Below are 12,091 nucleotides of genomic sequence, written 5' to 3'. Positions count from 1 at the left end.
GCTTCGCGGGCAAGTGCCTCAAACATGGCATCGAGAACACCCATCTCGATCCAGCGATAATAGCGCCTCTTCACCGTCGCGTAGTCGCCAAGCCGCTCGGGAAGATCTCGCCAGCGCCCACCTGAGCGGGCCATCCAAAGCAACGCATTGAGGAACTTGCGGTTGTCCGTGCGAGGTCCGCGTTTGCCCTTACCCCCGCCTGGGACCAGTGGCCTCAGGCGCTCCCACTGGTCATCGCGCAGTTCATCACAGTCCATGGCTGATCTTTCAAAAATCAGCGTTGAATCTGATTTGCGCCTCTCTGGGAATCCCCAAAATATTAAATCGTCACTACCGCCTAGATTTCCTTGATCATTGTCATCAGACGTTCCCTCGACGGTATTTTTGCTTACGTTGCTTGTTGGTAATTTAATTTTACCAATGCGTCAATGCAGACAGTAAAAACCGTCCGCACACATCAAAAGGGTCGAAGGAAGGACCATAGTGTCGCTGCAATTCGGCGAAGACAAAAGCGGCTCAATCCACTTTTAGTTGTTTCCGCGGCAGGCTCCGACTCCGGAGTCTTCGAAAATTCGGCGCCGAGCCACGGGAAACCATCGCTTGGACATGCCGCCCAAACATACGGAATACAATTTTTGGCGGAGGCAATGAGGGTTCGCGGAAAGACCACGACTTTGTCGCTTTAGCACCGGAGGCACGGAAAATTTTCCCGCGAGACGCGCGATCACAAAAACGTGTTGTCTATCAAGACATCATTTCAGCGCGGCAATCGGCGAACCGCCCGGCGCGTCCAGTGATCGCGTCTGGCATGATCAACCCCAGTACGCATGCCCATCGGGATTTGGTGTCAGCGACCGCGAGCGACAGTCTTCCGCCGGATTACCCGGCGGGCCATCAGGACTTGGCCCGGATGGTGGCGATCCCGAGCGGAGCCCGCTCGGAAATGCGGAATGATATTCACACAGGACGGAAAGGAACCGGCCTGCGGATGCTTTCAATCATCGGTTCAGGCCGATCAAACCTTCAATGTCCTTCGAAGGCGAGCAGGCTGCGCACCGGGACGCCGAGCGCCTCGATCTTTTTGGCGCCGCCGAGATCCGGCAGGTCGATGACGAAACAAGCGGCCACGACTTCGGCGCCGAGCTTTTGCAACAGGCCGACCGCACCGGCGGCAGTGCCCCCGGTCGCGATAAGATCATCGACGAGGATCACCTTTTCGCCTTTGGTCACAGCATCGGCATGGATCTCCATTTCATCGAGACCATATTCCAGCGAATAGGCGATCGAGACCGTCGTATGCGGCAGCTTGCCCTTCTTGCGGATCGGCACGAAGCCCGCCGACAATTGATGCGCCACGGCGCCGCCGAGGATGAATCCCCGCGCCTCCATTCCCGCGATCTTGTCGATCTTGGTCCCGGCCCAGGGCTGGACGAGCTCATCCACCGCGCGGCGAAAGGCGCGGGCATCGCCGAGAAGTGTCGTGATATCCCGGAATTCGATGCCCGGCTTAGGATAATTCGAAATCGTGCGGATCGTCTTCTTCAAATCATAGGGCTGGTTCATCGGGTCTCGATCCGCTGCATGATGACTGAAAGTTTTTCAAGGAGCGCCGGATCCCGCGCCTGCGGCGCGGTAATGAGCGCATTGTCCAGCGCACGGTCGGAGCCGATTGGACAGGGCTCATGCTCGGCTGGAAAATCGCGCAACAGCCGGGCCAGAAGCCTTGAGGCATTGGCGGCATTGGCCTGCACGACCTTGATGACCGAGGCCACGTCGACATGATCATGGTCGGGATGCCAGCAGTCGAAATCGGTCACCATGGCGATGGTCGCATAGGAGATTTCCGCCTCGCGCGCGAGCTTCGCCTCGGGCATGGCGGTCATGCCAATGACGTCGAATCCTTGCGCCTTGTAGCTCAAGGATTCCGCCTGAGAGGAAAATTGCGGTCCCTCCATGCAGACATAGGTGCCGCCCGAAACAAAGGGGATCTGCTCGGCAGCCGCGGCCTCGGCGATCCTTTGACGCAACAGCGGAGCGATCGGATGCGCCATCGAGACATGAGCCACGCAGCCATTGCCGAAGAACGAGCTTTCGCGTCCATGAGTACGGTCGAGGAATTGATCAATGAGGACGAAGAGCCCCGGATAAAGCTCCTGCTTGAACGAGCCGCAGGCCGAGACGGAAACGATATCGGTGACGCCGACGCGTTTCAGAGCATCGATATTGGCGCGATAGTTGATACCGGAAGGCGAGAGAACATGGCCGCGCCCGTGACGCGGCAGGAAGACGGCTTCCGTCCCTCCGATCCGCCCGAAACGCAGGGCGTCGGAAGGCTCTCCCCAGGGCGTCGCGACGCGCTCCTCACGCAGATCCTCGAGACCCGGCAGGTCATAAACGCCAGACCCGCCGATAATGCCGACAACGGCTTTGGACATGCACCCTCCGGCTTAAAGTATTTTTTGATGGAGTGTTTTGGAAACATCCGAAACACTCTAACCGCCGCTTGCCGAACGACTCTCTCGAAGATGCAGCATGTTCGAGCGAAACCCTTCGAAATCGGCCCGAATTTTAATGCTCTTCCGCGTAACGCCCGCCGCCTTCTGGCCGTATGGGCAAGGGAGACCAGTAGCAGCCTTTACGTGAATTGCGCCCGCCGCTCCAGACTTTTATTGCCGCGCTCGCGATCACTCCGCCGGGCCGGCCCGGAAGGATCCTCCATGTTCTTTCATCGCCGCCGCAGATGGGAAATCGCCACATCTGAGACAACGCCTGAGGCCCTGTTCTTCGACCGCCGCAGCTTTCTGCGCCAAAGCGCGGCCGCGGGCACGCTGATGGCGACGGGCCTGACGGGACTCACGAGCTTTATCGGTTCAACAACGCCAGGCCATGCAGAGGCCGATCCCGCCGGACTTTACCCCGCCAGGCCCAATCCGGCTTTCACCCTGGACAGAGCGGTGACGCCCGAGCGCATCAATGCGCATTACAATAATTTCTATGAATTCGGCATGTCGAAATCGATTGCGGAAGCAGCCGAAGCCTTGCGGACGACCCCTTGGACGGTCAAGGTGGATGGGTTGGTCGAGGCGCCGCAGACGTTCGCCTTCGAGGATCTCGAACGCGCCTTTCCGCTGGAAGAACGGCTTTACCGGCATCGCTGCGTCGAAGGCTGGTCGATGGCCATTCCCTGGACCGGGTTTCCCTTGCGCGCACTCCTTTCTCGCGTGCAGCCGCTTTCGGCGGCCCGCTACGTGCGGATGGAGACTTTCCTCGATTCCAAGATCGCGCCGGGCCAGCGGCAATTCTGGTATCCCTGGCCCTATGTCGAGGGGCTCACCATTGCCGAGGCCGCCAATGATCTCGCCTTTTTGGTCACGGGCGCCTATGGAAAACCGCTGCTCAAGGCTTTCGGTGCGCCGTTGCGGCTCGCCGTTCCCTGGAAATACGGGTTCAAATCGATCAAATCGATCACCCGCATTTCCTTTGTCGCGGAACGGCCCAAGAGCTTCTGGGAAAATCTGCAGGCGAGCGAATATGGCTTCTGGGCCAATGTAAATCCCGCCGTCCCACATCCCCGCTGGAGTCAGGCGACGGAGGAGGTCTTGGGCACAGGCGAACGGCGGCCGACACTCCTTTATAATGGCTATGGCGAAGAGGTCGCCTCGCTCTATACTGGGCTCGAAAAGGAAATATTGTTCCGCTGAAAAGTATTGATAGCGATATAGCTTTAGGTTTCGACAAGAAAAGCCGCCGTGTTCACGCAAGTTTGCCTGAACATTGTGAAACATAGCGCGTTGACCGGCGAAAACACTTTCGCGACGAGGTCGACATTATGGTGCAAATCCGTTCAAAGGCTGCCCCACAGGGAGTGGCCGGGGGCTGGGGCGCGGTTGCCGCAACCGAGCAACAGCTTGGCCGGCAGAAAATCCTGGTGAAGGGCAATCTCGCCCTCTTCAACATGAACAAGCCAGGAGGATTCGATTGCCCGAGCTGCGCCTGGCCGGATCCAAAACAGCCCCATGCAGCCGAATATTGCGAGAACGGCGCCAAGGCCGTTGCCTGGGAAGCAACCGCCAAACGGACTGAGCCGCAATTTTTCGCCGAGCACAGCGTGAGCGAATTGCAAGACTGGAGCGATTTCGCACTGGAGGATCACGGCCGGCTGACACATCCGATGCGCTATAATGCCGAGACCGATCATTACGAACTGGTCGATTGGGAAACGGCCATCGCGGAAATCGGCGCTTTGGTGCGCGGGCTCGATCCGAAAAGAATCGAGCTCTACACGTCCGGCCGCGCCTCTAACGAGGCGGCCTTTCTCTGGCAGCTTTATGGACGGCTGATCGGCACCAATAATTTTCCCGATTGTTCCGACATGTGCCATGCGACGACGACCGTCGCTTTGCCGGAAAGCATCGGCGTCGGCAAGGGAACCGTCACCTTCGAGGATTGGGACGCCTGCGACGCGATGTTCATCATCGGGCAAAATCCCGGCACCAACAGCCCGCGCATGTTGGGGCAGCTCCACGACATGGCGAAACGCGGTGTTCCCATCGTTTCCCTCAATCCGCTCAAGGAGCGCGGCCTCGTCAAATTCACCGATCCGCAAAATCCGATCGAAATGCTGACGGGCACCAGCCAGAAAATCACTTCCAATTATCTGCAGGTCAAAACCGGTGGTGATATCCTCGCCTTGCAGGCGATCTGCAAGATCGTGATCGAAGCCGATGATCAGGCGCGCATGACAGGCGCACCGGCGGTTCTCGACAGAGAGTTCATCGCCGCGCATACACATGGATTTGACGCTTTTGCCGATTATGTGCGGGCGCTCGATTGGGAGAGGATCGAACGCTTTACCGCCCTGCCGCGCAGCCAGATCGAGCAGGTCGCAGACATTTACATGAAAGCCAAAAATGTCATCTGCTGCTGGGGCATGGGCATTACCCAGCACCGGCGCGGCGGCGAAGCCTTGCAGCAGATCATTAACCTGCTGCTTCTGCGTGGCAATATCGGACGGCTCGGCGCCGGCGCCTCCCCCATTCGTGGCCATTCCAATGTGCAGGGCGACAGAACGGTGGGGATCAACAAGACGCCGACGGAGGATTTCCTGCAAAAGCTCGATACCGCCTTCGGCTTCGAGAGCCCCCGCGAATGGGGCCATGATACGGCGGAATGCTGCGAGGCGATTTTACGCGGCGAGGTCGATGCCTTTCTGGCGCTCGGCGGCAATTTCTTCCGTGCGATTCCCGATCAAAACCGGATCACGCCAAAAGCGTCCGAGTTGAAACTCACCGTCTATATGGCGACCAAGCTCAACCACAGCCATCTGGCCCATGGCCAGGCATCCTATATTTTGCCGGTCCTCGGCCGCACCGAACTCGATCTGCAGGAAGGTGGGCCGCAGACGGTGACGGTGGAGGACAGTTTCGCCATGATCCATGGCTCAACGGGCATGCTGACGCCCGCAAGCGAGCTATGCCGGTCCGAGCCCTGGATCGTCGCCGCGCTCGCCAAGGCGACAATTGCCGATCGGGCCGCCATCGACTGGGATGCTCTGGCGGCGGATTATTCCCGGATCCGCGACAAGATCGAGGAGGTGATCCCGGGCTTCGACCATTACAATGAGCGGATCGCCATCCCCGGCGGCTTCCATCTGCCGATCCCGCCGCGCGAACGCATATGGCCAACGCCTACCGGAAAGGCCAATTTCCTTTTCGAGCCCGATCTCGCGGATGAGGATGACGATGCGCCGAAGCGGCCGCATTTTCAGCTCATGACCCTGCGCAGCCATGACCAGTTCAACACCACCGTTTATTCATACGACGATCGCTATCGCGGCATCTTCGGCGAACGAATGATCGTCTTTATGAATGCGAAGGACATCGCCTCCCTGGACCTTTCGGAAGGTGATCTGATCGAATTCGCGACCGTGGCCGACGACGGCGTGGAACGCCGGCTTTCCGGATTCAAGATCGTGGCCTACGACATTCCTCAAGGCTGCTGCGCCGCCTATTTTCCCGAGACCACGGCGCTGCTTCCCCTAAGTCATCGCGACCGCAAAAGCGATACGCCTGCTGCGAAATCGATCCCTGTTTCGATCAAGGCGGCAAAACCCGTCGGATCGGAAACAGGAAAAGCCGGTGCGCCGGAAAAAATGCTCGCGCAGACGCCATGAATCATTTCCCGCCGGCCGCCAGGGCCAGCAAGTGATTTCATCGGTGTGTTTTGCGCTGGACTGCCTAGCCGCTTTTCCTGAAGCGTTTTGGATATATCCCAAAACGCTCCACTCAGAAAATTTAGAGCATTTTCAGGGAGATGAAATCGCAAAGCGATCCAACATACGGACAAAATGCTCTAGCGAGGGCAAAGGCAACACACCCTCAACCAATGGTGCCGGCCCCAATGGGACCGCGACAAAAAAAGAGCGGGAGCCCCAAGGCTCCCGCTCTTTTGAGAGAAACAATGCCGATGATCAATGGCCGTGAACGTCGGACCAGACGCGGCGCTTCACGAAATAGAGCATGCCCGCGAAAACGATCAGGAAGGCAATGACACGGAAACCGTATTTCTTGCGATCCTCGAGCTTGGGCTCGGCCATCCACATCAGATAGGCCGTGACATCCTTCGCATATTGTTCCGCCGTCTGCGGCGCGCCATCGGTATAGGCGACGAGACCATCGCTCAAGGGCTTCGGCATGCCGATCTTGTGGCCCGGCATGAATTCGTTCCAGCTCGGATCATCGGGATGCGTATAACCGTTCAGAAGCGCGTAAATATAGTCGGCTCCATGCTCCTGATACTGGATGATCGGATCGAGCAGGAACAGGGGGAAGCCACGCTGATAGGTACGCGCCTTGGCCAGGACCGACATGTCCGGCGGCAAGGCGCCGAGCGCCGAGACCGCCGCCTGCGGATTGGCGAAGACCCACGGGAAATAATCAGACGGCCGGCCCGGCCGTTCGAACATTTCACCGGCGTCGTTCGGGCCATCCTTGACCTTGTAAGTGGCCGCGAGCGCCTTCACCTGAGCCTCGGAGAAGTGCGGGCCACCCGGATCGGCAAGGTTACGGAAGGCCAGGAATTTCGCCGAATGACAATTTGAGCAGACTTCGCGGAAAACCTGAAAACCGCGCTGCAACTGCGCCCTGTCGTATTTTCCGAACGGGCCGGCGAAGCTCCACTGCTGGCGGGGAGGAACCGGATGCCCCCCCTCGGATTGAGCAGGTTCCGCAGCAAGCGGACTGGGGACTTCGGCCGTCACCTTGGGTTCGTCGACCGCGAAAGCGGAGATGCAGGAAACCGAGAAGAGCAGTCCGGCGGCGAGAATCCCCGGCACCCAGCTTTTCCCGCGCCCTTTGCCGCTGTTGAAAAGACTCATCCTCTTCTTTCCTCGTGCCTATCGACCGCTGGGCCAGGATCGTTTTTCATTGAGGATCCGGCATGCGCAGATGGTGTTTCGATGGGGCCACAGAGTGCGGCCCGCCCCGGAAGGAGCCATCCAGCTCCTTCCGCTAGGAGGTAGCTTCCACGCTCAGTGCGTTACCGCTTCGGTGCTGACCGCACCCTGCTTGCCGAGCACGGCATCGGCGATGGAGGCTGGCAATTCACGCGGCGTTTCGAACAGGCCGATCAGCGGCAGGATTACCAGGAAGTAAATGAAGTAATAGGCCGTGAGGAGACGTCCGGCGAGGACGGCACCACCTTCCGGAGGACGCGAGCCGATATAGCCAAGCAACAGCACGCAGGCGACGAAGACCCAGAAGAAGAAGCGGTAGACCGGACGATAAGCGGCCGAGCGCACCCGCGAGGTATCGAGCCAGGGCAGGAAGGCGAAGACCAGGATCGCACCGAACATGGCGATGACACCGCCGAGCTTCGAGGGGATCGACCGCAAGATCGCGTAGAAGGGCAGATAATACCATTCCGGCACGATATGGGCGGGCGTCTGCATCGGGTTCGCTTCGATGTAATTATCAGCGTGGCCGAGATAATTCGGCACGTAGAAGACGAACCAGGAGAAGAAGATCAGGAAGCAGGCGAGGCCGAAACCATCCTTGATGGTGAAATAGGGATGGAAAGGCAGTGTATCCTTCGGGGTCTTGACGTCGAGACCGGCAGGGTTGTTGGAACCCGGCACATGCAGCGCCCAGATGTGCAGGACGACGACGCCGGCAATCATGAAGGGCAGAAGATAATGCAGCGAGAAGAACCGGTTGAGCGTCGGATTATCGACCGCGAAGCCGCCCCACAGCCAGGTGGTGATCGTATCGCCGACGAAGGGGATCGCCGAGAACAGGCTGGTGATGACGGTGGCGCCCCAGAAGCTCATCTGACCCCAGGGCAGCACATAGCCCATGAAGCCGGTAGCCATCATCAGAAGATAGATGATGACGCCGATAATCCACAAAACCTCGCGCGGCGCCTTGTAGGAGCCATAATAAAGGCCGCGCAGCATGTGGATATAGACGGCGATGAAGAACATCGACGCGCCATTCGCATGCGCATAGCGAATCAGCCAGCCGTAGTTCACGTTGCGCATGATGTGCTCAACCGAGGCGAAGGCAAGCGTGACCTCGGGCGTATAATGCATGACGAGCACGACGCCAGTGGCGATCTGCGCGACCAGCATGAAGGTCAAGATGCCGCCGAAGGTCCACCAATAATTGAGATTGCGCGGCGTCGGAAAGACGATGAACGAGGAATGTATCAGCCCAATGATCGGCAGGCGGCTTTCAAACCATCGCGCCAGACCGCTCTTGGGAATATAGGTTGAAGATCCGCTCATCGGTCTCGTCTCTTCTTTCGGGTTTCACGTCGAGGCTGACTTCCCGCCGTGTGGGGAGACGCCTGGGATGGAAAGATCGGGAAAGGGAATCCGGCAGGTTCGATCAACCGATCGAAAGCTTGGTATCGGACACGAATTTATAGGGCGGTATGGCGAGATTGAGCGGCGCAGGCCCTTGCCGGATGCGGCCCGACGTATCATAGACCGAGCCATGGCACGGGCAGAACCATCCGTCATACTGGCCTTCATGGCCGATCGGCACGCAGCCGAGATGGGTGCAGATGCCGATGACGACCAGCCATTCAGGCTTCTGCACGCGTGACTGGTCGGTCTGCGGATCCCGCAATTCGGAGAGCGGAACCGCCTCGGAATCCGTGATTTCCTTCTTCGTCCGGTGACGGATGAAGACCGGCTTGCCGCGCCATTTGACGGTGACGATCTGGCCCTCGGCAATATTGCCGATGTCCACTTCCGTGGAAGCCGCCGCGAGCGTCGAGGCGTCGGGGTTCATCTGGTCGATCAGCGGCCAGAGAATGGAACCTGCCGCCACGACGCCCATGGCGCCGGTCGCGATGAAGAGAAAATCCCTGCGGGTCGGTGCGTCGATCGTCGCGGTGGCCAAGATCGTTATCCTCGAACTCGTTGGTCTGTTGCGCCTGCCCTCCTATCGCCTTTTTTCGCGTGGCGATAGGCTGACTTTGAGAAGAACTGGCAGCAGCGCTTAGGCTTTATCCGCCGCCGCGGGTTTTGAAAATCCTCCAGAAGACGGAAGTTTACAAAAGCGATAATCTCTTTCCGCGCCAGCTCTCACGCCTTGCTTCCAAGAACACCGAACTCTTAGAAGCTATGTCGAGAGGGTAGCAATGTGACGCTTCGCCACTTGTTTGCAAGCGAAATCCTCCTGCAAAAGCACCCTTTCAGATAGCGGCGCGACCCGCCGATCACGGCATGCAACGGATGCATTTCAATGCCTCTCGACGAGCGCAGGGACGTAATCCCGGCAAAAAACGATTTGGAAAAAATGCCATCGGCTTTCGCAGCCGAAGCCGCGCCTTCAACGCAATCAGCTTCGACGCTCCCGCCGCAGACACATGCGCGCCAGAGAGATGCATCCGTGACAACAGCCCCGATGCTGGTGCTTTATCAGCCCGACATTCCGCAAAATTGCGGCACCATGCTGCGGCTCTGCGCCTGTCTCGGCATAGACGCCGCCATCATCGAACCGGCCGGCTTTCCCGTTAGCGACCGGAATTTTCGCCGCGCCGGCATGGATTATCTCGATCACGTTTCGGTGACACGGCACGTCTCCTTTACCGCTTTTCGTGATTGGCAGACAGCGAGCGGCCGCCGTCTGGTGCTGCTCTCCACCCAGGCCGCCCTGCCCTATACGGAATTTTGCTTTCAGCCTGGCGACATTCTCCTCGTCGGCCGCGAATCGGCTGGCGTCCCCGAAACAGTCCACGCACAGGCCGATGCCAGCATTCGCATTCCGATGCAGCCGCCGATGCGGTCGCTCAATGTCGCGGTCGCAGCAGCCATGGTGCTCGGCGAAGCCCTGCGCCAATGCGGCCGCTTCCAAACCGGTGACGCGCCCCCCTGAACAAGCCCCCCGGCCCTGGTGGTACACAGAATCGTCGGATTCGACCCCTATGCTGCGCCTTGACAGCGGAGCATGCGGGTATGCTCATGTTTCCAAACTGGTTCCCGTATTTTGAATCACGCCTCACTGAAGGTGAAGGGCGAAACATTGCGCATGTTCTCATCGACGAACAGATTGCGCAGCGCCGGGGGCGCGGCCCGCTGCGGGCATGCCTGCCGGTCACACAGGCGGCAATTGATGCCGACCGGCATCGCCTCGACCGTTTCGAGATTATGCCCCTTCGCATAGATGAGCCGGCGCGCATATTTGATCTCGCAACCGAGCGCAACGGCGAAACGCGGCTCTATAGCGCCCCAGGGCGTCACCGATCGGCGTACGGTCCGGGCGATGGAGAACCATTGCGTCCCATCGGTCAGTTCGATGATCTGGGTCAAAATCCGGCTGGGATCGGAAAAGGCCGCGTGCACGTTCCACAAGGGGCAGGTGCCGCCCGAATGGGAAAAGGGAAACCGACCCGAGGAAAAACGCTTGGAGACATTGCCGGCCATATCGACCCGCACCATGAAGAACGGAATGCCGCGCAAAGTCGGACGCGACAGAGTGGTCAGCCGATGTGCGACCTGCTCGATGCTGGCGCCGAAACGGGAGGCAAGGACCTCGATATCATAGCCGAGCAATTCCGCCGCCTCGTGAAAACGCCCATAGGGCATCATCAAGGCGCCAGCGAAATAATTGGCGAGAGTCACCCGCAACAGCCGCCGGCTTACTTCATCACCAGACTCAAGGCGGCCGGCGATTTCATCGAGCAGGCCGCCGAATTTGACGAGCCCGAGCTGATAAGCCGCCTGGAACGTGCGGCCGGGCTGATCCATCACTTCGGAGATCATCAGCTGGCGGCGATGGTAATCATACCAGCGCAGCCGCTCGCCCATGACCTCGAGCGGCAGCGGCCGGACCCTGATATTGTGATGCTCCCGCAAATATTCGGAGAGGCCATAAAACAATTCATGGCCCGTCAGCGCGAGATCGGCGGCGAATGTTTCCGCCGCAGCCTCGATCTCCGGAAAATGGTTGCGGGCCTCATGCAGAATCGCGCGGACGCGATCAACCGGATTATCGGTGAGCGTCGGCTCGGCATGATCGGGATCGACGCCGTTAAAAGCGCTCGCCTCCCCCGCCTCGCGGGCCGCGGCATAGGCGCGATAAAGCCGCACGAGAGCCGAAAGCATGGCAGGAGCATGTTCCGCAGCATCCTGCATTTCGGCGCGCGGGATCGGAACCTCGCGAAAGAGTGGATCGGCAAGAATCTGATCCATCTCCCCCAAGGATTGTTCGGCCTCGACAGAGAGAAAATCGCGCGGGTCGACACCATAGACATCGGTGAGGCGGATCAGGACCTGGACGGTGATCGGGCGCTGATTGCGCTCCATGAGGTTCAGGTAGCTCGGCGAAACATTGAGCTCCTCGGCCATGCGGGCCTGGGTGATCTGGCGCTCACGGCGCAGCCGCTTCAGGCGAGGGCCCGCGAAAATCTTGCGTGATGCATCGGCTTGACCGGCTGAATGGGCAAGAGTCTGGCTCATAAGGACCTGCTAGTTAGTAATTTTATTTACACACTGACAAATTAACAATGCAAAAAAGTTACACAACGACCTCATTCCTTTACAAGCCACTTGTCTATTGCGGCCAGCAAGGGCATCTATTGCTCA

At 59.0% G+C, this 12,091-nt stretch carries 10 protein-coding genes; 3 read left to right on the top strand and 7 right to left on the bottom strand.

Annotated features, from left to right (window positions below):
• From DL88_RS07720 to DL88_RS07710, 3 genes are all read right to left on the bottom strand, one after another.
• Positions 1–257 (bottom strand): transposase (locus tag DL88_RS07720; RefSeq protein WP_034992387.1); only part of this gene is annotated, 257 nt, incomplete at its 3' end.
• 766 nt (positions 258–1,023) lie between these two features.
• Entirely contained in the window at positions 1,024–1,563 is a 540-nt protein-coding gene (locus DL88_RS07715) for an adenine phosphoribosyltransferase (protein ID WP_034994217.1), read from the bottom strand.
• Positions 1,560–2,435, bottom strand: a complete 876-nt coding sequence (locus DL88_RS07710; protein ID WP_034994214.1) for an S-methyl-5'-thioadenosine phosphorylase — start codon at positions 2,433–2,435, stop codon at positions 1,560–1,562. Before DL88_RS07710 ends, DL88_RS07715 begins: the two co-directional genes overlap by 4 nt.
• Before the next feature lie 282 nt (positions 2,436–2,717).
• On the opposite strand from DL88_RS07710, the gene msrP reads away from it, so the two are divergent.
• Both msrP and DL88_RS07700 read left to right on the top strand, forming a co-directional pair.
• Positions 2,718–3,701 carry a protein-methionine-sulfoxide reductase catalytic subunit MsrP gene (gene msrP / locus DL88_RS07705; protein ID WP_034994211.1) on the top strand — a complete coding sequence of 328 codons (984 nt, stop codon included), beginning with the start codon at positions 2,718–2,720 and terminating at the stop codon, positions 3,699–3,701.
• Between the two features lie 128 nt (positions 3,702–3,829).
• The gene (locus tag DL88_RS07700) at positions 3,830–6,172 is read left to right on the top strand and encodes an FdhF/YdeP family oxidoreductase (RefSeq protein ID WP_034994209.1); all 2,343 of its coding nucleotides are present in this window, start codon (positions 3,830–3,832) and stop codon (positions 6,170–6,172) included.
• Between the two features lie 297 nt (positions 6,173–6,469).
• Here the strand turns inward: DL88_RS07700 and DL88_RS07695 are convergent, their stop codons facing one another.
• The 3 genes from DL88_RS07695 to petA form a co-directional block, all read right to left on the bottom strand.
• Positions 6,470–7,375, bottom strand: a complete 906-nt coding sequence (locus DL88_RS07695; RefSeq protein ID WP_034994205.1) for a cytochrome c1 — start codon at positions 7,373–7,375, stop codon at positions 6,470–6,472.
• Positions 7,376–7,528: 153 nt separating this feature from the next.
• A complete protein-coding gene (locus tag DL88_RS07690) occupies positions 7,529–8,782 on the bottom strand; it encodes a cytochrome b (protein WP_034994201.1) in 1,254 nt (417 codons plus the stop codon).
• A gap of 103 nt (positions 8,783–8,885) precedes the next feature.
• Positions 8,886–9,407, bottom strand: a complete 522-nt coding sequence (petA, locus tag DL88_RS07685; protein WP_084705043.1) for a ubiquinol-cytochrome c reductase iron-sulfur subunit — start codon at positions 9,405–9,407, stop codon at positions 8,886–8,888.
• Positions 9,408–9,911: 504 nt separating this feature from the next.
• Here petA and DL88_RS07680 point away from each other — a divergent pair.
• On the top strand, positions 9,912–10,382 hold the full coding sequence (locus DL88_RS07680) for a tRNA (cytidine(34)-2'-O)-methyltransferase (RefSeq protein ID WP_034994394.1): 471 nt from the start codon (positions 9,912–9,914) through the stop codon (positions 10,380–10,382).
• Positions 10,383–10,498: 116 nt separating this feature from the next.
• Here the strand turns inward: DL88_RS07680 and DL88_RS07675 are convergent, their stop codons facing one another.
• On the bottom strand, positions 10,499–11,965 hold the full coding sequence (locus tag DL88_RS07675) for a helix-turn-helix domain-containing protein (protein WP_034994196.1): 1,467 nt from the start codon (positions 11,963–11,965) through the stop codon (positions 10,499–10,501).
• Between the last annotated feature and the right edge of the window lie 126 nt (positions 11,966–12,091).

Source organism: Beijerinckia mobilis (assembly GCF_000745425.1).
Lineage (GTDB): Bacteria > Pseudomonadota > Alphaproteobacteria > Rhizobiales > Beijerinckiaceae > Beijerinckia > Beijerinckia mobilis.
This window is presented reverse-complemented; position numbering and strand designations above follow the sequence as displayed.